Source organism: Pseudomonas sp. WS 5010 (genome assembly GCF_012985565.1).
GTDB lineage: Bacteria > Pseudomonadota > Gammaproteobacteria > Pseudomonadales > Pseudomonadaceae > Aquipseudomonas.
This window is the reverse complement of sequence record NZ_JAAQWQ010000003.1, coordinates 1-25,057: the sequence shown is the minus strand read 5'-3', so window position 1 is coordinate 25,057 and position 25,057 is coordinate 1. Positions and strand designations below refer to the sequence as shown.

General features: G+C 55.1%; 27 protein-coding genes and 4 tRNA genes. All 31 read right to left on the bottom strand.

Annotation, left to right across the window (positions count from 1 at the left end; all coding sequences use genetic code 11):
• Window positions 1-8: 8 nt before the first annotated feature.
• Window positions 9-377, bottom strand: a complete 369-nt coding sequence (gene rplN, locus HBO11_RS08965; RefSeq protein ID WP_002555479.1) for a 50S ribosomal protein L14 — start codon at window positions 375-377, stop codon at window positions 9-11.
• Window positions 378-400: 23 nt separating this feature from the next.
• Window positions 401-667, bottom strand: coding sequence for a 30S ribosomal protein S17 (gene rpsQ / locus HBO11_RS08960; RefSeq protein ID WP_003176419.1), 267 nt, complete (start codon window positions 665-667; stop codon window positions 401-403).
• A gap of 2 nt (window positions 668-669) precedes the next feature.
• The gene (rpmC, locus tag HBO11_RS08955) at window positions 670-861 is read right to left on the bottom strand and encodes a 50S ribosomal protein L29 (RefSeq protein ID WP_002555481.1); all 192 of its coding nucleotides are present in this window, start codon (window positions 859-861) and stop codon (window positions 670-672) included.
• Window positions 861-1,274 (bottom strand): 50S ribosomal protein L16, encoded by a 414-nt coding sequence (gene rplP, locus HBO11_RS08950; protein ID WP_003232424.1) that lies wholly within the window; start codon window positions 1,272-1,274, stop codon window positions 861-863. Before rplP ends, rpmC begins: the two co-directional genes overlap by 1 nt.
• 12 nt (window positions 1,275-1,286) lie before the next feature.
• A complete protein-coding gene (gene rpsC / locus HBO11_RS08945; protein WP_003176422.1) occupies window positions 1,287-1,973 on the bottom strand; it encodes a 30S ribosomal protein S3 in 687 nt (228 codons plus the stop codon).
• A gap of 13 nt (window positions 1,974-1,986) precedes the next feature.
• On the bottom strand, window positions 1,987-2,319 hold the full coding sequence (gene rplV, locus HBO11_RS08940) for a 50S ribosomal protein L22 (protein ID WP_003103908.1): 333 nt from the start codon (window positions 2,317-2,319) through the stop codon (window positions 1,987-1,989).
• An 11-nt stretch (window positions 2,320-2,330) separates the two neighbouring features.
• Window positions 2,331-2,606, bottom strand: a complete 276-nt coding sequence (gene rpsS, locus HBO11_RS08935) for a 30S ribosomal protein S19 (protein WP_002555486.1) — start codon at window positions 2,604-2,606, stop codon at window positions 2,331-2,333.
• A gap of 16 nt (window positions 2,607-2,622) precedes the next feature.
• Window positions 2,623-3,447, bottom strand: a complete 825-nt coding sequence (gene rplB / locus HBO11_RS08930) for a 50S ribosomal protein L2 (protein WP_003176423.1) — start codon at window positions 3,445-3,447, stop codon at window positions 2,623-2,625.
• Window positions 3,448-3,461: 14 nt separating this feature from the next.
• On the bottom strand, window positions 3,462-3,761 hold the full coding sequence (gene rplW / locus HBO11_RS08925) for a 50S ribosomal protein L23 (protein WP_002555488.1): 300 nt from the start codon (window positions 3,759-3,761) through the stop codon (window positions 3,462-3,464).
• Window positions 3,758-4,360 (bottom strand): 50S ribosomal protein L4, encoded by a 603-nt coding sequence (gene rplD / locus HBO11_RS08920; protein ID WP_057438746.1) that lies wholly within the window; start codon window positions 4,358-4,360, stop codon window positions 3,758-3,760. Before rplD ends, rplW begins: the two co-directional genes overlap by 4 nt.
• 12 nt (window positions 4,361-4,372) lie before the next feature.
• Entirely contained in the window at window positions 4,373-5,008 is a 636-nt protein-coding gene (gene rplC / locus HBO11_RS08915; protein ID WP_003194649.1) for a 50S ribosomal protein L3, read from the bottom strand.
• A gap of 81 nt (window positions 5,009-5,089) precedes the next feature.
• Window positions 5,090-5,401 carry a 30S ribosomal protein S10 gene (gene rpsJ / locus HBO11_RS08910; RefSeq protein ID WP_003186070.1) on the bottom strand — a complete coding sequence of 104 codons (312 nt, stop codon included), beginning with the start codon at window positions 5,399-5,401 and terminating at the stop codon, window positions 5,090-5,092.
• Between the two features lie 157 nt (window positions 5,402-5,558).
• Entirely contained in the window at window positions 5,559-6,752 is a 1,194-nt protein-coding gene (gene tuf, locus HBO11_RS08905) for an elongation factor Tu (RefSeq protein WP_003176426.1), read from the bottom strand.
• 30 nt (window positions 6,753-6,782) lie between these two features.
• A complete protein-coding gene (gene fusA / locus HBO11_RS08900; protein ID WP_029299268.1) occupies window positions 6,783-8,888 on the bottom strand; it encodes an elongation factor G in 2,106 nt (701 codons plus the stop codon).
• 30 nt (window positions 8,889-8,918) lie between these two features.
• A complete protein-coding gene (rpsG, locus tag HBO11_RS08895; RefSeq protein ID WP_002555493.1) occupies window positions 8,919-9,389 on the bottom strand; it encodes a 30S ribosomal protein S7 in 471 nt (156 codons plus the stop codon).
• 117 nt (window positions 9,390-9,506) lie between these two features.
• Window positions 9,507-9,878, bottom strand: a complete 372-nt coding sequence (gene rpsL, locus HBO11_RS08890) for a 30S ribosomal protein S12 (protein WP_002555494.1) — start codon at window positions 9,876-9,878, stop codon at window positions 9,507-9,509.
• A gap of 216 nt (window positions 9,879-10,094) precedes the next feature.
• A complete protein-coding gene (gene rpoC / locus HBO11_RS08885) occupies window positions 10,095-14,294 on the bottom strand; it encodes a DNA-directed RNA polymerase subunit beta' (protein ID WP_169951377.1) in 4,200 nt (1,399 codons plus the stop codon).
• Between the two features lie 64 nt (window positions 14,295-14,358).
• On the bottom strand, window positions 14,359-18,432 hold the full coding sequence (rpoB, locus tag HBO11_RS08880) for a DNA-directed RNA polymerase subunit beta (protein WP_029299252.1): 4,074 nt from the start codon (window positions 18,430-18,432) through the stop codon (window positions 14,359-14,361).
• A 219-nt stretch (window positions 18,433-18,651) separates the two neighbouring features.
• Window positions 18,652-19,017 (bottom strand): 50S ribosomal protein L7/L12, encoded by a 366-nt coding sequence (rplL, locus tag HBO11_RS08875; RefSeq protein WP_003210093.1) that lies wholly within the window; start codon window positions 19,015-19,017, stop codon window positions 18,652-18,654.
• 78 nt (window positions 19,018-19,095) lie between these two features.
• A complete protein-coding gene (gene rplJ, locus HBO11_RS08870; RefSeq protein ID WP_003176433.1) occupies window positions 19,096-19,596 on the bottom strand; it encodes a 50S ribosomal protein L10 in 501 nt (166 codons plus the stop codon).
• Between the two features lie 200 nt (window positions 19,597-19,796).
• Complete coding sequence (gene rplA / locus HBO11_RS08865; RefSeq protein WP_003176434.1) at window positions 19,797-20,492, bottom strand: 50S ribosomal protein L1; 696 nt, start codon at window positions 20,490-20,492, stop codon at window positions 19,797-19,799.
• On the bottom strand, window positions 20,492-20,923 hold the full coding sequence (gene rplK / locus HBO11_RS08860; RefSeq protein WP_003210097.1) for a 50S ribosomal protein L11: 432 nt from the start codon (window positions 20,921-20,923) through the stop codon (window positions 20,492-20,494). Before rplK ends, rplA begins: the two co-directional genes overlap by 1 nt.
• A 117-nt stretch (window positions 20,924-21,040) precedes the next feature.
• Window positions 21,041-21,574, bottom strand: a complete 534-nt coding sequence (gene nusG / locus HBO11_RS08855) for a transcription termination/antitermination protein NusG (protein ID WP_003176436.1) — start codon at window positions 21,572-21,574, stop codon at window positions 21,041-21,043.
• 9 nt (window positions 21,575-21,583) lie between these two features.
• A complete protein-coding gene (secE, locus tag HBO11_RS08850) occupies window positions 21,584-21,952 on the bottom strand; it encodes a preprotein translocase subunit SecE (RefSeq protein WP_076964128.1) in 369 nt (122 codons plus the stop codon).
• A gap of 45 nt (window positions 21,953-21,997) precedes the next feature.
• Window positions 21,998-22,073: transfer RNA gene (locus HBO11_RS08845), tRNA-Trp, on the bottom strand.
• Window positions 22,074-22,231: 158 nt separating this feature from the next.
• Window positions 22,232-22,307 (bottom strand) — tRNA-Thr (locus HBO11_RS08840).
• A 26-nt stretch (window positions 22,308-22,333) separates the two neighbouring features.
• A tRNA-Gly gene (locus HBO11_RS08835) sits at window positions 22,334-22,407 on the bottom strand.
• A 24-nt stretch (window positions 22,408-22,431) separates the two neighbouring features.
• Window positions 22,432-22,516, bottom strand: a tRNA-Tyr gene (locus tag HBO11_RS08830).
• 142 nt (window positions 22,517-22,658) lie between these two features.
• Window positions 22,659-23,105: a hypothetical protein gene (locus HBO11_RS08825; protein ID WP_169951380.1), complete on the bottom strand. Its 447-nt coding sequence runs from the start codon at window positions 23,103-23,105 to the stop codon at window positions 22,659-22,661.
• A gap of 7 nt (window positions 23,106-23,112) precedes the next feature.
• Window positions 23,113-23,862: a pantothenate kinase gene (locus tag HBO11_RS08820; RefSeq protein WP_169951382.1), complete on the bottom strand. Its 750-nt coding sequence runs from the start codon at window positions 23,860-23,862 to the stop codon at window positions 23,113-23,115.
• On the bottom strand, window positions 23,852-24,811 hold the full coding sequence (birA, locus tag HBO11_RS08815) for a bifunctional biotin--[acetyl-CoA-carboxylase] ligase/biotin operon repressor BirA (protein WP_169951384.1): 960 nt from the start codon (window positions 24,809-24,811) through the stop codon (window positions 23,852-23,854). The genes HBO11_RS08820 and birA overlap by 11 nt, the downstream gene beginning before the upstream one ends.
• Window positions 24,812-25,057 lie beyond the last annotated feature (246 nt).

Here is a 25,057-nt window from a genome sequence, read left to right as displayed (position 1 = left end):
GGATCTCCTTACAGCACTTCTGGGGCGAGCGAGACGATCTTCATGAACTTCTCAGTACGAAGTTCACGGGTCACTGGCCCAAAGATACGGGTGCCGATCGGCTCTTGCTTGTTGTTCAGAAGAACAGCAGCGTTGCCATCAAAGCGGATAATGGAGCCATCAGCACGACGTACGCCGTGACGAGTGCGGACTACAACAGCAGTCATCACTTGGCCTTTTTTCACTTTACCGCGAGGAATTGCTTCCTTCACGGTAACTTTGATGATGTCACCGATACCAGCGTAACGACGATGGGAGCCACCCAGCACCTTGATGCACATAACACGGCGAGCGCCGCTGTTATCGGCCACATCGAGCATGGATTGAGTCTGAATCATATAATTTCTCCGACCCCTAGTCCTTAGACTTCCACAGCGCGTTCGAGAACATCAACCAGTGCCCAAGACTTGGTCTTGGCCAGCGGACGAGTTTCACGAATAGTGACTTTGTCGCCGATGTGGCACTGATTGGTTTCGTCGTGCGCGTGCAGCTTAGTCGAACGCTTAACATATTTACCGTAGATCGGGTGCTTAACGCGACGCTCGATCAAAACGGTGATGGTTTTGTCCATCTTGTCGCTGACAACACGGCCAGTCAGCGTACGGACAGTCTTTTCGGCTTCAGCCATGATCACTTACCTGCCTGCTGGTTGAGCACAGTCTTCACGCGAGCGATGTCACGCTTAACTTGCGAGAGCAGATGAGACTGCCCCAACTGGCCAGTTGCTTTCTGCATACGCAGATTGAACTGGTCGCGCAGCAGGCCGAGCAGTTGCTCGTTCAGCTGCTGTGCGGATTTTTCACGAAGTTCATTCGCTTTCATCACATCACCGTCCGTTTAACAAAGGCGGTGGCGAGCGGCAGCTTTGCAGCAGCCAGGGCAAAAGCCTCACGCGCCAGCTCTTCAGTTACACCCTCGATTTCATACAGGACTTTGCCTGGCTGAATCTGGGCTACCCAGTATTCCACGTTACCCTTACCTTTACCCATCCGAACCTCGAGAGGTTTTTTGGAGATCGGCTTGTCCGGGAATACACGGATCCAGATCTTGCCACCACGTTTTACGTGACGGGTCAGTGCACGACGCGCTGACTCGATCTGACGAGCGGTGAGACGACCACGAGCTACAGACTTCAGCGCGAACTCGCCGAAGCTGACTTTGCTACCGCGCTGAGCCAGACCACGGTTGTGGCCTGTCATCTGCTTGCGGAACTTCGTACGCTTAGGTTGCAACATTTGGCGTACCCCTTACTTAGCAGCTTTTTTACGAGGCGCTGGTGCTTGTGGTTTCAGTTCTTCTTGGCGACCACCAATTACTTCGCCCTTGAAGATCCAAACCTTTACACCGATCACACCGTAAGTGGTGTGAGCTTCGTAGTTGGCATAGTCGATGTCGGCACGCAGGGTGTGCAACGGCACACGACCTTCGCGATACCATTCAGTACGTGCGATTTCAGCACCGCCGAGACGACCGCTCACTTGGATTTTGATGCCCTTGGCACCAATGCGCATGGCGTTCTGTACAGCGCGCTTCATAGCACGACGGAACATTACGCGGCGCTCCAGCTGCTGAGCTACGCTCTGCGCAACCAGCATACCGTCGAGCTCCGGCTTGCGGATCTCTTCGATATTGATGTGCACAGGCACACCCATTTGCTTGGTCAGGTCCTGACGCAGTTTCTCAACATCTTCACCTTTCTTCCCGATAACGATACCTGGACGAGCGGTGTGGATGGTGATACGTGCAGTTTGGGCCGGACGATGGATATCGATACGGCTTACGGACGCGCTTTTTAGTTTGTCTTGGAGATACTCACGCACCTTCAGATCAGCGAACAAATAGTCCGCATAAGTCCGACCGTCTGCGTACCAGACGGAGGTGTGCTCCTTGACGATTCCCAGGCGAATGCCAATGGGATGTACTTTCTGACCCATCTCTTCGACTCCGTTACTTGTCAGCAACCTTGACAGTGATATGGCAAGACCGCTTGACGATGCGATCAGCACGGCCTTTGGCACGCGGCATGATACGCTTCAGCGAACGCCCTTCGTTGACGAAAACGGTGCTGACCTTCAGGTCATCAACGTCTGCGCCTTCGTTATGCTCGGCGTTGGCTACGGCCGACTCCAGCACTTTCTTCATGATCTCGGCGGCTTTCTTACTGCTGAAAGCCAACAAGTTGAGCGCTTCGCCCACCTTCTTCCCGCGGATCTGGTCGGCGACCAAGCGGGCTTTCTGGGCGGAGATTCGAGCGCCCGACAACTTAGCGGCTACTTCCATTTCCTAACCCCTTAACGCTTGGCTTTCTTGTCTGCCACGTGCCCACGATAAGTGCGGGTACCGGCAAACTCGCCCAGTTTGTGGCCGACCATGTCTTCGTTAACGAGAACTGGGACGTGCTGACGACCGTTGTGTACTGCGATGGTCAAACCGACCATTTGTGGCAGGATCATAGAACGGCGCGACCAGGTCTTAACTGGTTTGCGATCGTTCTTTTCCGCCGCCACTTCGATCTTCTTCAGTAGGTGAAGATCAATAAAAGGACCTTTTTTCAGAGAACGTGGCACTGTCGTATCCCTCTATTTACTTGCGACGACGGACGATCATTTTGTCGGTACGCTTATTACCACGAGTCTTCGCGCCCTTAGTCGGGAAGCCCCATGGCGATACCGGATGACGACCACCAGAGGTACGACCTTCACCACCACCGTGTGGGTGGTCAACCGGGTTCATGGCAACACCACGAACGGTTGGGCGAACGCCACGCCAGCGTTTGGCACCAGCTTTACCCAGCGAACGCAGGCTGTGCTCGGAGTTCGAGACTTCGCCCAGGGTCGCACGGCATTCAGCCAATACTTTACGCATCTCACCAGAACGCAGACGCAGGGTCACGTAGACACCCTCACGAGCGATCAGCTGAGCCGAAGCACCAGCGGAACGAGCGATCTGTGCGCCTTTACCTGGCTTCAATTCGATGCCGTGTACGGTGCTACCAACTGGAATGTTACGCAGTTGCAGAGCGTTGCCCGGCTTGATCGGTGCCAGGGCACCTGCGATCAGCTGGTCGCCAGCACTCACGCCTTTAGGCGCGATGATGTAGCGACGCTCGCCATCTGCGTACAGCAGCAGAGCGATGTGAGCAGTACGGTTTGGATCGTATTCGATACGCTCGACAGTGGCAGAGATGCCATCTTTGTCGTTGCGACGGAAATCGACCAGACGATAATGCTGCTTATGGCCACCACCGATGTGACGAGTGGTAATACGACCATTGTTGTTACGACCACCAGTCTTCGATTTCTTCTCGAGCAGCGGTGCGTGAGGAGCGCCTTTATGCAGCTCCTGGTTGACCACCTTGACCACAAAACGGCGGCCAGGGGAAGTCGGTTTGCATTTAACGATTGCCATGATGCACCCCTTCCTTACTCAGCACTGCTGCTGAAATCGAGATCTTGGCCTGGCTGAAGGGAGATAACTGCCTTCTTCCAGTCATTACGCTTGCCCAGACCGCGAGCAGTGCGCTTGCTCTTACCCAGAACATTCAGGGTAGTAACACGCTCTACTTTCACGCTGAACAGGCTTTCGACGGCCTTCTTGATTTCCAGCTTGGTTGCGTCAGTTGCAACCTTGAAAACGAACTGGCCTTTCTTGTCAGCCAGAACCGTAGCCTTTTCGGAAACGTGCGGGCCAAGCAGAACTTTAAATACGCGTTCCTGGTTCATCCCAGCAGCTCCTCGAATTTCTTCACGGCCGACACGGTGATCAACACCTTGTCGTATGCGATCAGACTAACTGGATCGGAACCTTGCACGTCACGTACATCAACGTGTGGCAGGTTGCGAGCAGCCAGGTACAGGTTCTGATCAACAGCTTCGGACACGATCAGGACATCAGTCAGACCCATGCCGTTCAGCTTGTTCAGCAGATCTTTGGTTTTCGGCGCTTCAACAGCGAAGTCCTGAACCACCACCAGACGATCAGTACGCACGAGTTCAGCAAGGATGGAGCGCAGTGCTGCGCGATACATCTTCTTGTTGAGCTTCTGAGAGTGATCCTGCGGACGAGCTGCGAAAGTGGTACCGCCGCCACGCCAGATTGGGCTACGGATAGTACCGGCACGAGCACGGCCAGTACCTTTCTGACGCCAAGGGCGCTTACCGCCACCACGAACGTCGGAACGGGTCTTTTGCTGCTTGCTACCTTGACGGCCGCCGGCCATGTAGGCCACGACTGCTTGGTGAACGAGCGTCTCGTTGAATTCGCCGCCAAATGTCAGTTCGGAAACTTCGATCGCTTGAGCGTCATTTACATTTAATTGCATGTCAGCTTCCCCTTAACCGCGAGCCTTGGCCGCTGGACGTACAACCAGGTTGCCGCCAGTAGCGCCAGGAACAGCACCCTTGACCAACAACAGATTGCGTTCAGCGTCGACGCGCACTACTTCGAGGGACTGCACGGTCACGCGCTCAGCGCCCATATGACCGGACATTTTTTTGCCCTTGAATACACGACCAGGAGTCTGGCACTGGCCAATAGAGCCCGGGACGCGGTGGGAAACGGAGTTACCGTGAGTGTTGTCTTGGCCACGGAAATTCCAACGCTTGATCGTACCCTGGAAGCCTTTACCCTTGGACTGACCGGTTACATCAACCAGTTGACCAGCGGCGAAGATTTCAGCGTTGATCAGATCGCCAGCCTGGTAGTCGCCATCTTCAAGACGGAACTCCATGACAGTACGACCAGCTGCAACGTTTGCTTTAGCGAAGTGACCTGCTTGAGCAGCAGTCACGCGCGAAGCACGACGCTCGCCGACAGTGACTTGCACTGCACGATAGCCATCGGTTTCTTCAGTTTTGAACTGGGTGACGCGATTCGGCTCGATCTCAATGACCGTGACCGGAATGGAGACACCTTCTTCGGTGAAAATACGGGTCATACCGCATTTACGACCGACTACACCAATAGTCATGTTGTAAACCTCATGAGTGTACGGGGCTTTCACCCGCTATGGCCGCCCATTTCAGAGCGTTACACGACTAAGACCCGAGTCTTAGCCGAGGCTGATCTGTACTTCCACACCGGCCGCCAGATCAAGCTTCATAAGTGCATCAACGGTTTTATCCGTTGGCTGGACGATGTCCAGAACGCGCTTATGAGTACGGATCTCGTACTGGTCACGCGCGTCTTTGTTGACGTGCGGGGAGACCAGAACGGTGAACCGCTCTTTGCGGGTAGGCAGTGGAATAGGACCACGCACTTGTGCCCCAGTACGTTTCGCGGTTTCCACGATTTCCTGGGTGGATTGGTCGATCAGGCGATGGTCAAAAGCCTTCAACCTGATACGGATTTGCTGATTTTGCATTGGATTTCAGACTCCGGCTGCTATTCCCACCGAGCGCACTGCGCCCGTTAAAAGGAGGCGCAATTCTATAGACGCCCCAGATAGGTGTCAACCCAATAAAAAAGCCCCCGCTGAGCGGGGGCTTTTCAAAGCATCGAAGCTATCTCAGAAGAGATGCTTACTCGATGATTTTAGCTACAACGCCAGCACCAACGGTACGGCCGCCTTCACGGATTGCGAAACGCAGACCGTCTTCCATTGCGATGGTTTTGATCAGGGTGACAACCATTTTGATGTTGTCGCCTGGCATTACCATTTCAACGCCTTCCGGCAGTTCGCAGTTACCAGTCACGTCAGTAGTACGGAAGTAGAACTGTGGACGGTAGCCTTTGAAGAACGGAGTGTGACGACCGCCTTCTTCTTTGCTCAGCACGTACACTTCAGCTTCGAACTTGGTGTGCGGCTTAACCGAACCTGGCTTGACCAGAACCTGGCCACGCTCAACGTCGTCACGCTTGGTACCGCGCAGCAGAACGCCGCAGTTCTCGCCAGCACGACCTTCGTCGAGCAGCTTACGGAACATTTCAACACCGGTGCAGGTGGTGACGGTAGTGTCACGCAGACCAACGATTTCCAGTGGATCTTGAACCTTGACGATACCGCGCTCGATACGACCAGTTACAACAGTACCGCGACCGGAGATCGAGAATACGTCTTCGATTGGCATCAGGAACGGCTTGTCGATAACACGAACTGGATCTGGGATGTAGCTGTCCAGAGTCTCAACCAGTTTACGAACGGACGTGGTGCCCATTTCGTTATCGTCTTTACCTTCCAGAGCCATACGAGCAGAACCGATGATGATCGGAGTGTCGTCGCCTGGGAAGTCGTAAGTGCTCAGCAGATCGCGCACTTCCATCTCAACCAGTTCCAGCAGCTCAGCGTCGTCTACCAGGTCTGCCTTGTTCAGGTAAACCACGATGTACGGAACGCCTACCTGACGGGACAGCAGGATGTGCTCACGGGTTTGTGGCATCGGACCATCAGCGGCCGAGCAAACCAAGATTGCGCCGTCCATCTGGGCAGCACCGGTGATCATGTTCTTCACATAGTCGGCGTGACCTGGGCAGTCAACGTGAGCGTAGTGACGGATCAGCGAGTTGTATTCAACGTGCGCGGTGTTGATGGTGATACCACGAGCTTTTTCTTCTGGTGCGCTGTCGATTTTATCGAAATCAACGATTGCGGAACCGAATACTTCGGAGCAAACGCGAGTCAGAGCAGCAGTCAGAGTGGTTTTACCATGGTCAACGTGACCGATAGTGCCAACGTTGACGTGCGGTAGGGAACGATCAAATTTTTCTTTAGCCACGACAATTAACTCCTTGCCTAAAGGACTGAATCAGCCTTGTTTTTTGGATACAGTTTCAGCGATGTGCGCCGGAGCTGTGTTGTATTTTTTGAATTCCATAGAGTAGCTTGCGCGACCCTGGGACATGGAGCGAACGTCGGTCGCATAACCGAACATCTCACCCAACGGAACCTCGGCGCGAATCACTTTGCCGGAAACCGTGTCTTCCATACCCAAGATCATGCCGCGACGACGGTTAAGGTCGCCCATGACATCACCCATATAGTCTTCAGGTGTAACAACTTCTACCGCCATGATTGGCTCAAGCAACTCACCACCGCCCTTCTGGGCCAGTTGCTTGGTTGCCATGGAAGCAGCCACCTTAAACGCCATCTCGTTGGAGTCGACGTCGTGGTAAGAACCGTCAAAAACGGTTGCTTTCAGGCCGATCAGCGGATAGCCGGCAACAACACCGTTCTTCATCTGCTCTTCGATGCCCTTCTGGATAGCAGGGATGTATTCCTTAGGAACCACACCACCTACTACTTCGTTCACGAATTGCAGACCTTCCTGACCTTCGTCAGCAGGAGCAAAACGGATCCAGCAGTGACCGAACTGACCACGACCGCCGGACTGACGAACGAACTTGCCTTCGATTTCACAGTTCTTCGTGATGCGCTCACGATAGGAAACCTGAGGCTTACCGATGTTGGCTTCGACGTTGAACTCACGGCGCATCCGGTCAACCAGGATGTCCAGGTGCAGCTCGCCCATGCCGGAGATGATCGTTTGACCAGTCTCTTCATCAGTCTTGACGCGGAAAGATGGATCTTCCTGAGCAAGCTTGCCCAGAGCGATACCCATTTTTTCCTGGTCATCCTTGGTCTTAGGCTCTACGGCAACCGAGATAACCGGCTCCGGGAAGTCCATGCGAACCAGGATGATTGGCTTAGCAGCGTCGCACAAAGTTTCACCAGTGGTGACGTCCTTCATGCCGATCAGGGCCGCGATGTCACCAGCGCGCACTTCCTTGATCTCTTCGCGGGCGTTTGCGTGCATTTGCACCATACGACCCACACGCTCTTTCTTGCCCTTGACCGAGTTGATCACGCCGTCGCCGGAGGCCAACACGCCCGAGTAAACGCGGACGAAAGTCAGGGTACCCACGAATGGGTCGGTAGCGATCTTGAACGCCAGAGCCGAGAACGGTTCGCTGTCGTCAGCGTGACGCTCCATCTCTTCTTCCTCGTTATCAGGGTTAGTACCCTTGATAGCAGGAATGTCGGTTGGAGCAGGCAGGTAGTCGATAACGGCGTCGAGAACCAGGGGAACACCCTTGTTCTTGAAGGAAGAACCGCAAACAGCCAAGACGATCTCACCAGCGATAGTACGCTGACGCAGAGCAGCCTTGATTTCCACGTTGGTGAGTTCTTCACCTTCGAGGTACTTGTTCATCAGCTCTTCGCTGGCTTCGGCAGCAGCCTCAACCAGGTTGTTGCGCCACTCGTCAGCCAGTTCCTGCAGTTCTGCAGGGATAGGCTTGCGAACAGGAACCATGCCTTTGTCGGCGTCATTCCAGTAGACCGCTTCCATGGTGATCAGATCGATCTGACCCTGGAAGTTGTCTTCGGAACCGATAGCCAATTGGATTGGCACCGGAGTGTGACCCAGACGCTGCTTGATCTGACCGATCACGCGCAGGAAGTTGGCACCAGCACGGTCCATCTTGTTTACGTAAACAAGACGTGGAACACCGTACTTGTTGGCTTGACGCCATACGGTTTCCGACTGAGGCTCAACACCCGAAGTACCGCAGAACACAACGACGGCGCCGTCGAGTACACGCAGGGAACGCTCAACTTCAATAGTGAAGTCAACGTGGCCCGGGGTATCGATTACGTTGAAGCGGTGCTCGTCCTTGTACTGCTTGGCAGAACCTTTCCAGAAGGCGGTAATAGCAGCAGAAGTAATGGTAATACCACGCTCCTGCTCCTGAACCATCCAGTCTGTGGTCGCGGCGCCATCATGCACCTCGCCCATTTTGTGACTTTTGCCGGTGTAAAACAGTACGCGCTCGGTGGTGGTGGTTTTACCAGCATCCACGTGAGCAACGATACCGATGTTACGGTAGCGGCTAATCGGAGTAGTACGAGCCATAAAGCCCTCGCAAAATTAGTGAAGCTAAGATTAGAAGCGGTAGTGCGAGAAAGCTTTGTTAGCTTCAGCCATACGGTGCACGTCTTCACGCTTCTTAACAGCAGCACCTTTACCTTCAGCAGCGTCCAACAGCTCGCCGGCCAAACGCAGAGCCATAGACTTCTCGCCGCGCTTACGGGCGAAGTCTACCAACCAGCGCATTGCCAGGGCGTTACGACGGGACGGGCGAACTTCGACCGGAACCTGGTAAGTAGCACCGCCTACACGGCGCGACTTCACTTCGACCAGCGGAGCGATGGCGTCGAGAGCTTTCTCGAAGATTTCCAGGGGGTCGCTGTTCTTGCGCTCTTTAACCTTTTCCAGCGCGCCATAAACGATACGCTCGGCAACGGCTTTCTTGCCGCTTTCCATCACGTGGTTCATGAACTTGGCCAGGATTTGGCTTCCGTATTTTGGATCGTCAAGCACTTCGCGCTTGGCTGCTACGCGTCTTCTTGGCATGGATAAGCCCTCAAACGGTCTTCAGGTTCGTTCGGAATCGGTGCCCTTGCGGGACGCCTCCGACCTTACTCTTATCGACTCAGAAAATAAGATGATTCAGTTTACAAAAAGCCGCTACTACTTAGGCTTCTTGGTACCGTACTTCGAACGACCCTGGTTACGACCTTTAACGCCGGAAGTATCCAAGGAGCCGCGTACGGTGTGGTAACGAACACCTGGCAAGTCTTTTACACGACCGCCGCGGATCAGTACCACGCTGTGCTCTTGCAGGTTGTGGCCTTCACCGCCGATGTACGAGGAAACCTCGAAACCGTTGGTCAGGCGCACACGGCATACTTTACGCAGTGCCGAGTTAGGTTTTTTCGGCGTAGTGGTATACACGCGAGTGCATACGCCACGACGTTGCGGGCAGTTCTGCAGCGCAGGTACGTCGGATTTCTCGACGATACGCTTACGCGGCTGACGTACCAGCTGGTTGATAGTTGCCATCTACTAGCTCCACTGTTGTCTTGCGACGCTATTGTCTTGCAAGAAAAGCAAAATGGCAGGAACGAATTCCCGCCAAATTTAGGGGTACAAGAGTCTAAAGAGGATCTTGCCCCCAGTCAAGGCAAGGCCCCGACCTCCCCCTCCATCGAAACCCGACAAAACTGTCTTGTTCCGACGAACGGGGCTGCCAGGGCCCGGACTCATTTATCGCAGAACTCAGTTACCGCTAGAGTTCAGCGCTTCGGTCAGTGCAGCTTCCACTTCACTGGCGCTTACGCGCAGCGGCTTGTCGAGTTCACGGCGACGCTTGCGCTCGCTGTGGTAGGCCAAGCCGGTACCGGCCGGGATCAGACGACCCACAACCACGTTTTCTTTCAGGCCGCGCAGGTAATCGCGCTTGCCGGTTACCGCCGCTTCGGTCAGTACGCGAGTGGTCTCCTGGAAGGAGGCCGCCGAGATGAACGATTCGGTGGACAGCGACGCCTTGGTGATACCCAGCAACACGCGAGTGAACTTGGAAACAAATTTCTCTTCGGTTGCCAGACGCTCGTTTTCTACCAGTACGTGAGTCAGTTCCATCTGGTCGCCCTTGATGAAACTCGAATCGCCGGATTCAGCGATTTCAACTTTACGCAGCATCTGACGCAGGATGGTCTCGATGTGCTTATCGTTGATCTTCACGCCTTGCAGACGGTAAACGTCCTGGATCTCGTTAACGATGTACTTGGCCAGCGCACTCACACCCAGCAGACGCAGGATGTCGTGTGGATCGCTCGGGCCGTCGGAGATAACTTCGCCGCGGTTTACCTGTTCGCCTTCGAAGACGTTCAGGTGACGCCACTTCGGAATCAGCTCTTCATACGGATCGCTACCGTCGTTCGGGGTAATGACCAGACGGCGCTTGCCCTTGGTCTCTTTACCGAACGCGATGGTGCCGCTGACTTCAGCCAGGATCGACGCTTCTTTCGGACGACGAGCTTCGAACAAGTCGGCAACACGCGGCAGACCACCGGTGATGTCACGGGTCTTCGAAGTTTCTTGCGGGATACGCGCGATAACATCACCGATCGCGATCTTCGCACCATCCGCCACACCGACCAGGGCGTTGGCTGGCAGGAAGTACTGAGCGATAACGTCAGTGCCTGGCAGCAACAGATCCTTGCCGTTGTCATCGACCATCTTCACGGCAGGACGGATGTCTTTACCGGCAGCTGGACGATCTTTGGCGTCGAGGACTTCAATGTTGGTCATACCGGTCAATTCGTCAGTCTGACGCTTGATCGTGATGCCTTCTTCCATGCCCACGTAGGTCACGGTACCTTTCATTTCGGTAACGATTGGGTGAGTGTGCGGATCCCACTTGGCCACGATTGCGCCAGCGTCGACCTTGTCACCTTCTTTAACCGAAATCACAGCACCGTACGGCAGCTTGTAACGCTCACGCTCACGACCGAAGTCATCAGCGATCGCCAGCTCACCGGAACGGGACACAGCAACCAGGTGGCCATCCACTCGCTCAACGTGTTTGAGGTTGTGCAGACGGACAGTACCGCCATTCTTCACCTGAACGCTGTCAGCTGCGGAGGTCCGGCTTGCCGCACCACCGATGTGGAACGTACGCATGGTCAGCTGGGTACCCGGCTCACCGATGGACTGGGCAGCGATAACGCCGACCGCTTCACCGATGTTCACCTGGTGACCACGAGCCAAGTCACGGCCGTAGCACTTGGCGCAGATACCGTAGCGGGTTTCGCAGCTGATCGGCGAGCGAACAATCACTTCGTCGATGCTGTTGAGTTCGATGAACTCGACCCACTTCTCATCCACCAGGGTGCCGGCAGGAACGATGATTTCCTCGGTACCTGGCTTGAACACATCACGGGCGATAACACGACCCAATACGCGCTCACCCAGCGGCTCTACAACGTCACCGCCTTCAATGTGCGGAGTCATCAGCAGGCCGTGCTCGGTGCCGCAATCGATCTCGGTTACAACCAGATCTTGTGCAACGTCTACCAGACGACGAGTCAGGTAACCGGAGTTAGCGGTTTTCAACGCGGTATCCGCCAGACCTTTACGAGCACCGTGAGTAGAGATGAAGTACTGAAGTACGCTCAAACCTTCACGGAAGTTCGCAGTAATCGGCGTTTCGATGATGGAGCCGTCCGGCTTGGCCATCAGGCCACGCATACCGGCGAGCTGACGGATCTGCGCAGCAGAACCCCGTGCGCCCGAGTCGGCCATCATGTACATCGAGTTGAAAGACTCTTGATCGACTTCGACGCCATGACGGTCGATGACTTTCTCTTTCGAGAGGTTGGCCATCATCGCCTTGGAAACTTCGTCGTTGGCCTTGGACCAAAGGTCGATCACTTTGTTGTACTTCTCGCCCTGGGTTACCAGGCCGGAGGCGTACTGGCTCTCGATCTCTTTCACTTCATCAGTGGCAGCACTGATGATGCGGGCTTTTTCATCCGGGATAACGAAGTCGTTAACACCGATGGAAACGCCGGAAATGGTCGAATAAGCAAAACCGGTGTACATCAACTGGTCAGCGAAGATCACGGTCTCTTTCAGACCAACCACGCGGTAGCATTGGTTGATCAGCTTGGAGATCGCCTTTTTCTTCATCGGCAGGTTGACGACGTCGTAAGACAGACCTTTTGGCACAACCTGGTACAACAGCGCACGGCCGACAGTGGTGTCGACGATCCGGGTGTTGCTCACGCTGCCGCCGTCACGGTCGTTGACCGTTTCGTGGATGCGCACCTTGACCTTGGCGTGCAGTGCGGCTTCGCCAGCACGGAACACACGGTCAACTTCTTGCAGGTCAGCGAACACACGACCTTCGCCCTTGGCGTTGATCGCTTCACGGGTCATGTAGTACAGACCCAATACAACGTCCTGCGACGGAACGATGATTGGCTCACCGTTGGCTGGCGACAGGATGTTGTTGGTCGACATCATCAACGCACGCGCTTCCAACTGGGCTTCCAGTGTCAGCGGTACGTGCACGGCCATTTGGTCGCCGTCGAAGTCGGCGTTGTACGCAGCACAGACCAGAGGGTGCAGCTGGATAGCCTTACCTTCGATCAGTACCGGTTCAAACGCCTGGATACCCAGACGGTGAAGGGTCGGTGCACGGTTGAGGAGGACCGGGTGTTCGCGAATCACTTCAGCGAGAACGTCCCAAACCTCTGGCAGTTCGCGCTCGACCATTTTCTTGGCCGCTTTGATGGTGGTCGCGAGACCGCGCATTTCCAGCTTGCCGAAGATGAACGGCTTGAACAGCTCAAGAGCCATCTTCTTAGGCAGACCGCACTGGTGCAGACGCAGGGTCGGGCCTACGGTAATTACCGAACGACCGGAGTAGTCAACACGCTTACCGAGCAAGTTCTGACGGAAACGACCTTGCTTACCCTTGATCATGTCAGCCAAGGATTTCAGAGGACGCTTGTTGGAACCGGTAATAGCGCGGCCACGACGGCCGTTGTCGAGCAGGGCATCGACCGCTTCTTGCAACATACGCTTTTCGTTGCGCACGATGATGTCCGGAGCGGACAGATCAAGCAGGCGCTTCAAGCGGTTGTTACGGTTGATCACGCGGCGGTACAGGTCGTTGAGGTCGGACGTCGCGAAACGACCACCGTCCAGCGGTACCAGCGGACGCAGGTCTGGCGGCAGAACCGGCAGAACGGTCAGCACCATCCACTCTGGCAGGTTGCCGGAACCCTGGAAGGCTTCCATCAACTTCAGACGCTTGGACAGTTTCTTGATCTTGGTTTCGGAGTTGGTTTGCGGAATTTCTTCACGCAGGCGGCCAATCTCGTGTTCCAGGTCGATAGCGTGCAGCAGTTCGCGGACAGCTTCAGCACCCATGCGGGCATCGAAATCGTCGCCGAACTCTTCCAGCGCTTCGAAGTACTGCTCGTCGTTGAGCAACTGACCCTTTTCAAGGGTGGTCATGCCTGGATCGATAACGACATAGCTCTCGAAGTAGAGAACGCGTTCGATATCACGCAGGGTCATGTCCATCAGCAAGCCGATACGGGACGGCAGCGATTTCAGGAACCAGATGTGGGCAACCGGCGAAGCCAGCTCGATGTGCGCCATACGCTCACGACGAACCTTGGCCAGCGCAACTTCAACGCCGCACTTCTCGCAGATCACACCACGGTGCTTCAAGCGCTTGTACTTACCGCACAGGCACTCGTAATCCTTTACCGGGCCAAAGATCTTGGCGCAGAACAGGCCGTCACGCTCAGGTTTGAACGTACGGTAGTTGATGGTTTCCGGCTTTTTAACTTCACCGAACGACCACGAACGGATCATCTCAGGCGATGCCAATCCAATACGGATGGCGTCGAACTCTTCGACTTGACCCTGGTTTTTCAGCAAATTCAGTAGGTCTTTCAAGGCCTTTCCTCCTGGCGGAGCAGAGAGCGGGCTAAACAGCCCCGCTCTCGATTCGCGTCACGTGTTATTCGGTTTCCAGATCGATATCGATGCCGAGGGAACGAATTTCTTTGATCAACACGTTGAAGGACTCGGGCATGCCCGGCTCCATACGGTGATCGCCGTCCACGATGTTTTTGTACATCTTGGTACGACCGTTCACATCGTCCGACTTCACTGTGAGCATTTCTTGCAGAGTGTATGCAGCACCGTATGCTTCCAGTGCCCAGACCTCCATCTCCCCGAAACGCTGACCACCGAACTGAGCCTTACCACCCAGCGGCTGCTGGGTAACCAGGCTGTAAGAACCGGTAGAACGAGCGTGCATCTTGTCGTCTACCAAGTGGTTCAGCTTCAGCATGTACATGTAGCCAACAGTAACCGGGCGCTCGAACTTGTTGCCGGTACGGCCGTCGAACAGCTGCATCTGGCCGCTTTCTGGCAGGTCTGCCAGTTTCAGCATGGCCTTGATTTCGCTTTCCTTGGCACCGTCGAACACCGGGGTAGCCATTGGAACGCCGCCGCGCAGGTTCTTCGCCAGATCCAGGATTTCCTGGTCGGAGAAAGTGTCCAGCTCTTCTTTGCGGCCGCCGATCTCGTTGTAGATCTCGTGCAGGAACTTACGCAGGTCTGCGACCTTGCGCTGCTCTTCGATCATACGGTTGATCTTCTCGCCCAGACCTTTGGCCGCGAGGCCCAGGTGGGTTTCAAGGATCTGACCAACGTTCATACGCGAAGGTACGCCCAACGGGTTGAGGACAACGTCGACCGGGGTGCCATTGGCATCGTGCGGCATGTCTTCAACCGGCATGATCACCGAGACCACACCTTTGTTACCGTGACGACCGGCCATCTTGTCGCCCGGCTGGATGCGACGACGGATTGCCAGGTAAACCTTGACGATTTTCAGCACGCCTGGAGCCAGGTCATCGCCCTGCTGCAGTTTGCGCTTCTTGTCTTCGAACTTGTCGTCCAGCAGACGGCGGCGATCAACGATGTAGGCCTGGGCCTTCTCGAGCTGCTCGTTCAGAGCGTCTTCAGCCATGCGCAGTTTGAACCACTGGCCGTGCTCAAGACCGTCGAGGATTTCGTCGGTGATGTCCTGACCTTTCTTCAGACCTGCGCCGCCTTCGGCCTTGTGGCCTACCAGGGCGGAACGCAGACGCTCGAAGGTCGCGCCTTCGACGATACGGAACTCTTCGTTCAGGTCCTTGCGGATCTCGTCGAGCTGGGTCTTCTCGATGGACAGTGCACGAGCATCACGCTCAACGCCGTCACGGGTGAAGACCTGTACGTCGATGACAGTACCCTTGGTACCAGTAGGTACGCGCAGGGAGGTGTCTTTAACGTCGCTGGCTTTTTCACCGAAGATGGCACGCAGCAGCTTCTCTTCCGGAGTCAGTTGAGTCTCGCCTTTCGGAGTGACCTTGCCGACCAGGATGTCGCCAGCGCCAACTTCAGCACCTACGTAAACGATACCGGCTTCGTCCAGCTTGTTCAGAGCAGCTTCACCCACGTTCGGGATGTCTGCAGTGATTTCCTCAGGCCCAAGCTTGGTGTCACGCGCCACGCAGGTCAGTTCCTGGATGTGGATCGTGGTGAAGCGATCTTCTTGAACCACACGCTCGGACAGGCAGATGGAGTCTTCGAAGTTGAAGCCGTTCCACGCCATGAACGCGATGCGCATGTTCTGACCCAGAGCCAACTCACCCATATCGGTGGAAGGACCGTCGGCCATGATGTCGCTACGCTGAACGCGATCACCCTTGCTCACCAGCGGGCGCTGGTTGATGCAGGTGTTCTGGTTCGAGCGGGTGTATTTGGTCAGGTTGTAGATGTCGACACCGGCTTCGCCAGTTTCAACTTCGTCATCGGCAACACGAACCACGATACGGCTGGCATCAACAGAGTCGATCACGCCGCCACGACGAGCCACGACGCAAACGCCGGAGTCACGGGCTACGTTGCGCTCCATGCCGGTACCCACCAGCGGCTTGTCAGCGCGCAGGGTCGGTACAGCTTGACGCTGCATGTTGGAACCCATCAACGCACGGTTGGCGTCATCGTGTTCCAGGAACGGGATCAGCGACGCCGCAACAGAAACTACCTGCTTGGGCGATACGTCCATCAAGGTGACGTCTTCTGGCGCCTTGACGGTGAACTCGTTCAAGTGACGAACAGCTACCAGCTCGTCGATCAGGACTTTCTTGTCGTTCATCGTGGCCGAAGCCTGAGCGATCACGTGATCAGCTTCTTCGATGGCGGACAGGAAAACGATCTCGTCGGTGACCAGGGCGTCTTTCACCACACGATACGGGCTTTCGAGGAAGCCGTACTGGTTGGTGCGCGCATAGGCAGCCAGGGAGTTGATCAGACCGATGTTCGGACCTTCCGGCGTTTCGATCGGGCAAACACGACCGTAGTGCGTCGGGTGAACGTCACGAACTTCAAAGCCTGCACGCTCACGGGTCAGACCGCCCGGGCCCAGTGCAGAAACACGGCGCTTGTGGGTGATCTCGGAGAGCGGGTTGTTCTGGTCCATGAACTGCGAAAGCTGGCTGGAACCGAAGAACTCTTTCACCGCCGCAGCCACTGGCTTGGCGTTGATCAGGTCTTGCGGCATCAGGCCTTCGCTTTCGGCCATCGACAGACGCTCTTTGACCGCACGCTCAACACGCACCAGGCCAACGCGGAACTGGTTCTCGGCCATTTCGCCTACGCAGCGAACACGACGGTTACCCAGGTGGTCGATGTCATCGACGATGCCTTTGCCGTTACGGATGTCGACCAGAGTCTTCAGGACCGCAACGATGTCTTCCTTGCACAGCACGCCCGAACCTTCGATCTCGGTACGACCGATACGACGGTTGAACTTCATCCGGCCGACCGCAGACAGGTCATAGCGCTCAGGGCTGAAGAACAGGTTGTTGAACAGGGTTTCGGCAGCGTCTTTGGTTGGTGGCTCGCCAGGACGCATCATGCGATAGATCTCGACCAGCGCTTCCAATTGGTTGCTGGTGGAGTCGATCTTCAGGGTGTCGGAGACGAACGGACCACAGTCGATATCGTTGGTGTACAGGGTCTCGATGCGAACAACCTGGGCCTTGGCGATTTTTGCCAGGATCTCGGTGTTCAGCTCGGTGTTGCACTCAGCCAGGATCTCGCCTGTCGCCGGGTGAACGATAACCTTGGCGGTAGTGCGACCCAGGACGTAGTCCAGAGGCACGTCCAGCGACTTGATACCGGCTTTTTCGATCTGGTTGATGTGGCGCGCAGTAATACGACGGCCAGCCTCAACAATGACCTTGCCCTTCTCATCCTGGATATCCAGGACGGCAATTTCACCACGCAGACGCGAAGCAATCAGCTCCAGGCTGAGGGTTTCATCCTTCAGGCTGAATACGTTGGTGGTGTAGAAAGCGTCCAGCACCTGCTCGGTGGTGTAGCCGAGCGCGCGCAGCAGTACCGAGGCCGGCAGCTTGCGACGACGGTCGATACGCACGAACACGCAGTCTTTAGGGTCGAACTCGAAGTCCAACCACGAACCACGGTACGGAATGATCCGCGCGGAGTACAGGAGCTTGCCGGAGCTGTGCGTCTTGCCGCGATCGTGGTCGAAGAACACGCCCGGGGAACGGTGCAGCTGGGAAACGATTACACGCTCGGTACCGTTGATAACGAAGGTACCGTTCTCAGTCATCAATGGGATTTCGCCCATGTAGACTTCTTGCTCTTTGATGTCCTTGATCGCTTTGTTCGACGATTCTTTGTCGAAAATGATCAGACGAACTTTTACCCGCAAAGGTACGGCGTACGTAACACCGCGCAACACGCATTCTTTGACATCAAATGCCGGTTCGCCCAGGCGATAACCGACGTACTCCAGCGCAGCATTGCCGGAGTAGCTGATGATCGGGAAAACGGATTTGAAGGCCGCATGCAGGCCCACGTCGCGGAACTGATCTTTGGTCGCTCCCGCCTGCAAGAATTCACGATACGAATCCAGCTGGATAGCCAGAAGGTACGGGACATCCATGACGTCCGGCAACTTGCTAAAGTCCTTGCGGATACGTTTTTTCTCAGTATATGAGTAAGCCATCAGCGTTCCCCAGCTTGGTCACCTGCTTGTTTGGCCCTCCCGACGGGAGCAGCCAGAAAATCTTGCAAACCCCATGGTTTGCACCACCGCATCGGGTGGCTACAGCGCGTTAGTGGCGGCGACCGAGTCGACAGCCAAGAACGGAAAAAGGCCGGTGGCAAGAGCCACCAGCCATCAGCCTTCAGCTTAACGCTTGGGCTGGAAACGCAAGGTCGATGCTTACTTCAGCTCGACTTTAGCGCCTGCTTCTTCCAGTACTGCTTTGGCTTTGTCAGCGGCGTCTTTCGACACTGCTTCCAGAACCTGGGCAGGAGCGCCGTCAACTACAGCCTTGGCTTCTTTCAGGCCCAGACCGGTCAGTTCACGTACTGCCTTGATCACGTTTACTTTCTTCTCGCCAGCTTCCAGCAGCATGACGTTGAATTCGGTTTGCTCTTCAGCAGCAACAGCAGCAACAGCTGGGCCAGCGGAAGCAGCGGCAGCGGAAACGCCGAATTTTTCTTCGAAAGCTTTGATCAGCTCAACAACCTGCAGAACCGACATTTCAGCTACGGCGTTGAGGATATCGTCTTGGGAGATAGACATTGCTGTATTTCCTGAATTGGGGGACGGCCTACGCGGCCATCGAAATAAACAAAAAAACGCGAGAGAAGTTGCTCAGCCTTAGGCTGCTGCAGCTTCTTTTTGCTCGCGAACTGCGGCCAGAGTACGAGCCAGCTTGCTGGTAGCGCCTTGAATCACGCTCATCAGCTGCGAAATAGCTTCGTTACGGGTCGGCAGTGTTGCCAGTACGTCGATTTGGTTAGCTGCGAGGAACTTGCCCTCGAACGCAGCTGCCTTGATCTCGAACTTATCCTGACTCTTGGCGAATTCCTTGAACAAACGGGCAGCAGCGCCTGGATGATCCTTGGAGAACGCGATCAGAGTCGGGCCGGTGAACACGTCGTTGAGGACACTGTATTCAGTGTCAGCAACAGCGCGCTTGAGCAGGGTGTTACGTACAACACGTACGTATACGCCAGCTTCACGAGCCTCTTTACGGAGTCCGGTCATAGCGCCTACTGTCACACCACGGGCATCAGCCACGACAGCGGACAGAGCAGCTTTGGCAGCCTCGTTGACTTCAGCGACGATGGCCTTCTTGTCTTCGAGATTAATTGCCACGGGTTTAACTCCTGCTTGTTACCGTTTCATCTGGCCTAGGCCGGATGTCGTTTTGGTGTCTGATTCGGTAAGGAACCGGGAGCACCATCTGCGTAGGCTTGATGGTTTAAGACTTGCGTCGCCTACGGTCTTGGATAGCCCCCGCCAGGCAGGGACCCCAATTTTTTCAACTGGCGCGATCTCTCGCGCCAGCTTGTGTCTTATACGTCCAGCGAGCCTTGGTCGATGACCAGACCTGGGCCCATAGTGGTGCTCAGGGTAACGCGCTTGACGTAGATACCTTTCGAGGAAGCTGGCTTGATACGCTTCAGATCAGCGATCAGGGCTTCAACGTTTTCCTTCAGCTTGACGGCGTCGAAGCCGACCTTGCCAACGGAGGTGTGAATGATGCCGTTTTTGTCAGTGCGATAACGAACCTGGCCAGCCTTGGCGTTTTTAACCGCGGTAGCTACGTCTGGAGTTACGGTACCGACTTTCGGGTTAGGCATCAGACCACGTGGACCCAGGATCTGACCCAACTGACCTACAACGCGCATTGCATCCGGGGAGGCAATAACTACGTCATAGTTCAGGTCGCCGCCTTTCATTTCGGCAGCCAGGTCGTCCATGCCAACGCGATCGGCGCCAGCGGCCAGAGCAGCTTCAGCTGCCGGGCCTTGGGTGAAGACAGCAACACGTACAGTCTTGCCAGTACCGTGTGGCAGCACAGTAGCGCTACGAACGACCTGGTCGGATTTACGTGGGTCAACACCCAGGTTTACAGCAACGTCAACGGACTCGCTGAACTTGACAGTCGACAGCTCGGTCAGCAGAGCAGCAGCGTCTACAAAATTGTAGGACTTGCCCGCTTCGATTTTGCCGGCGATAGCCTTTTGGCGCTTGGTCAGCTTAGCCATTACACACCCTCCACGTTAAGGCCCATGCTACGAGCAGAACCGGCGATGGTACGCACGGCTGCATCCATATCAGCTGCAGTCAGATCCGCGTTTTTGGTTTTCGCGATTTCTTCCAGCTGAGCACGAGTTACGGTGCCAACCTTAACGGTGTTCGGACGAGCGGAACCGCTAGTCAGACCTGCAGCTTTCTTCAACAAAACCGAAGCCGGGGTCGACTTGGTTTCGAAGGTGAAGCTACGGTCGCTGTATACAGTGATGATCACTGGAGTCGGCAGACCTGGCTCAATACCCTGAGTACGGGCGTTGAAGGCCTTGCAGAATTCCATGATGTTCACGCCGTGCTGACCCAGAGCTGGACCGACGGGTGGGCTAGGGTTGGCCTGTGCGGCCTTCACTTGCAGCTTGATGTAAGCGGTAATCTTCTTGGCCATGAGGCACTCCAATTACGGGTTCAAGCGCCTCGAAAGGCTCCCCGGTTACTTGCGCGTTTATCCCAGTGACGACAAAACCCCACAGCCTAAGGCTGCGGGGTTGGGATGCTTTGTCAGCTAGACCTTTTCGACCTGACTGAACTCCAACTCTACCGGGGTAGAGCGACCGAAAATGAGCACCGCCACTTGGATCCGGCTCTTTTCGTAGTTAACTTCTTCGACAGTGCCGTTGAAATCAGCAAACGGACCATCAGTGACACGAACAACCTCGCCCGGCTCGAACAACGTCTTCGGCTTCGGCTTGTCGCTACCGTCAGCAACACGGCGCAGAATCGCTTCCGCTTCCTTGTCAGTGATCGGCGCAGGCTTATCGGCGGTACCGCCAATGAAGCCCATGACGCGAGGGGTATCCTTGACCAAGTGCCAAGTACCCTCATTCATGTCCATCTGTACCAGCACGTAGCCAGGGAAGAACTTGCGTTCGCTTTTGCGCTTCTGGCCATTACGCATTTCAACCACTTCTTCAGTGGGAACCAGAATTTCGCCGAAGCCATCTTCCATGCCTGCCAGCTTTACGCGCTCTAGCAAAGAGCGCATGACATGCTTCTCGTAACCCGAGTAAGCATGCACAACGTACCAACGCTTAGCCACGGGACACCCTTAGCCAACAATCAAGGAAACAAGCCAGCCGAGCAGGGAATCAAGCCCCCACAACAGCAACGCCATAACCAAAACAACAGCCACAACAATCAGCGTGGTCTGCGTGGTTTCTTGGCGAGTCGGCCAAACGACTTTACGTATTTCGGTGCGAGCTTCCTTAACCAGTACGGCGAAAGACTTACCCTTTACAGTCTGCAGACCGATGAAGACAGCCGCAGCAGCGAGAGCGAGCAATACGAGTACGCGGTACAGGATCGGCGAAGCAGAATAATACTGATTGCCAACAACGCCTACGACCACCAAAGCGACGACAGCGAGCCACTTAACCAGATCGAAACGAGAGCTTTGAGCTTCAGCCTTAGGAGTCATCTATGAAGATCCTGTGAAAAGAAAGCCAGATACACCACGTGAATCTGGCAGGTCAGGAGGGAATCGAACCCCCAACCTACGGTTTTGGAGACCGTCGCTCTGCCAATTGAGCTACTGACCTAAAACAAAATCAGGCCGACCATTATGCAGGCCTGAAAAAGACTTTACAACAACCAACCCCAAGAGACTTGAAACAACCCGATAACACCAGGCAAAAAAGAATCAAGCCGAGACAGCTGTTAAAACAAAGGCAGATATTTTCATATCTGCCTTGTTATATGGAGCTCTTGAGCGGATTTGAACCGCTGACCTCACCCTTACCAAGGGTGTGCTCTACCAACTGAGCTACAAGAGCAAAACACCTTGCACAACCTGCAAACTTGGAGCGGGTAGCGGGAATCGAACCCGCATCATCAGCTTGGAAGGCTGAGGTTCTACCACTAAACTATACCCGCGGAGCTTGCAGCTCACGCTAAAAATGGTGGAGGGGGAAGGATTCGAACCTTCGAAGTCGTAGACGTCAGATTTACAGTCTGATCCCTTTGGCCGCTCGGGAACCCCTCCTAAGCGAGCCGGCATTTTACATTACGCCGACCTTCTGTCAAGCATTTTCTCATTAAAAATATGAGGTTAGCTGCGTGACGATCGCTTCACACCAATTTCCCAAGTAGGTCATCGCTGTGGAGCGGGCGCCATTCTATGCAAACTATTCGACACTTGCAATGCCTTCGCACGGCATTATTTTATGTTTTAACTCATTGAATTCATTAACAAGGCTTTCAAACGGCAGATCGTCAGCCAAGCGGCGACTTTCAGGTGCCACACGCAACCAAAAAGCGGGCACACCTGCACCAGCCAATGACTGGATCTTGACCTTGATATCCAGACTGGTCAGGCGCTGCTCGAGGAACTGCGCCTGCTCCTGACTGGCAAAGCCGCCTATATACAAGCAACCGGCCGGCGCTTCTGGCGCCCTGGGCCGATCACGACGGGGCATTGCGTCCGCTGACTCACTCAGCAATTGAATATCCTGCTGAGAGCCCCGATACAGCGCCAGGGGCGTTACATCCTTCGCACGCAACGGGGCCTCTTGCTGGTGCCAGATGTAATAAAAGACATTGAGAACCAGCAACAACAGAAACAACCAACGCATAGAAACCTCAAGACAAAGGGCATGCCATCGCCAGACCAACAAATACCAGGTCCGGAACGAACCGAGCGCCTGGCAGAGCATCGGCGACTAACTCAGCATCACCACCCGTAAGGAATATTGAGAAGTCTTCGCCCCAGTAACTCTGGGCCAGCTCCAGTTGCGACTCAGCGAAGCCGCGAAGCATGAGCGTACAACCACGCTCTACGGCTTGTGCAGTCGTACGTCCAGGCACCAGGCTTTCCAGCGCACGCTCAGCCGCAACATCGTCATAACGTATTTTACGGGTGTGGGTTCGCAGCTGATTGCGCATCAGCGGCATGCCAGGACAGATAAATCCCCCAAGATGCTCGCCATCCGCCGTAATGAAATCAGCAGTGGCCGCCGTACCAAAATCCAGCACCAAACATGCTCCAGAGGCCAGGCGGAAGCCTCCCAGCATTGCTAACCAACGATCCAGCCCCAGACGGGCATATTCCTCATATCCATTGCGCACACCCGCCATCTCACGCGACGGCGCAGCACAGCTTATAGAGACACCAAAAGCGGCAACCAACACGCCGACCAGACGATTCGTCTCCTCCTGGGCGCGCACGCTCACCAACCTACAGTGTTGCAGTGAAAGACCAGCCAATGAATGGAGGCCACCCAACAACGCCACATCGGAATCCACAACGCCTTCAGCGAAAACGACCGCCTGGTTCGCCTCCAGAACTCGCCATTTGATGAAGCTATTCCCACAGTCGAGCTCAAGAATCATCACGCAACCTCAGGCTTAACTCACCGCCACTGTATATTTTCTCAACACCATCCACTTCGAGACGCAGCGCGCCCTGACCGTCAATACCTAGCACAACCCCGTCTACTTGGTTAACACCGGCGATCAATGACACCGCCCTGCCCTGCCATAGATGACTCCGCTCCCACTCCTCGCGGATCACCGAGAAGCCGGAATCTCTATGACGCTCGAGATAAGCCTGCAATGCCTGACCCAGGTGAGCGACCAGATGATTTCGATCTACCCTGCGACCCGTTTCGAGCTGTATCGATGTCCACTGCTGATCAACTTCTGCGGCGCTTTGCATGTTGGCATTGATACCAATACCGAGCACTACATGGCACACATCAGCAGGATCGCCTACCAACTCAAGAAGGATGCCCGCAATCTTTTTTGACCCAACAAGAACATCATTCGGCCATTTCAAACCCGAACCCTGAACACCCAGGTCGCGCAGGGTTTGCATTACCGCCAAGCCCACCACAAGACTCAAACCTTCGAGCTGTCGCAAACCACCATCGATACGAAGTACAAGGCTGTAATAAACATTCTGTGCAAACGGACTGACCCACTTACGCCCTCGACGCCCCCTGCCTGCAGTTTGCTGCTCCGACAGAACCAGGAACGGCGCCGCCTGCCCCGCATCGATTAGACGCAAAGCTTCGGCATTCGTGGAGTCGATGGTATCCGAGATGAAAACCGAACCCGCACAGACCGGCGACTTCAAGGCGATCTCGTCAGCACTCAATAGAACCAGCGGGGATGCCAATTGATAGCCTTTCCCCCTGACCTTATGAATCGTCAGGTCCAGCTCAACCTCCAGATGCTGGAGCTGTTTCCACACAGCACTACGACTGACACCCAGGGCCGCACCTAGCGCTTCACCCGAGTGGAATCGGCCATCTTTCAGAAGTTTTAACAACGTCAGCATGCAGGTCTCGCCTCACAATGAGGCACGCATGATAGCCATGCGCAGAGCCATTGCATAGAAAGCAACATAACAGGCGATAGAGCAAACTCAACTAGACAACCGACCAAGCATTTTCGAGTTTTTCGACCGCCCAAAACAAAACCCCAACTGCTTTCGCAATTGGGGTTTCGGAATTTAATCTTGACGATGACCTACTCTCACATGGGGAAACCCCACACTACCATCGGCGATGCATCGTTTCACTGC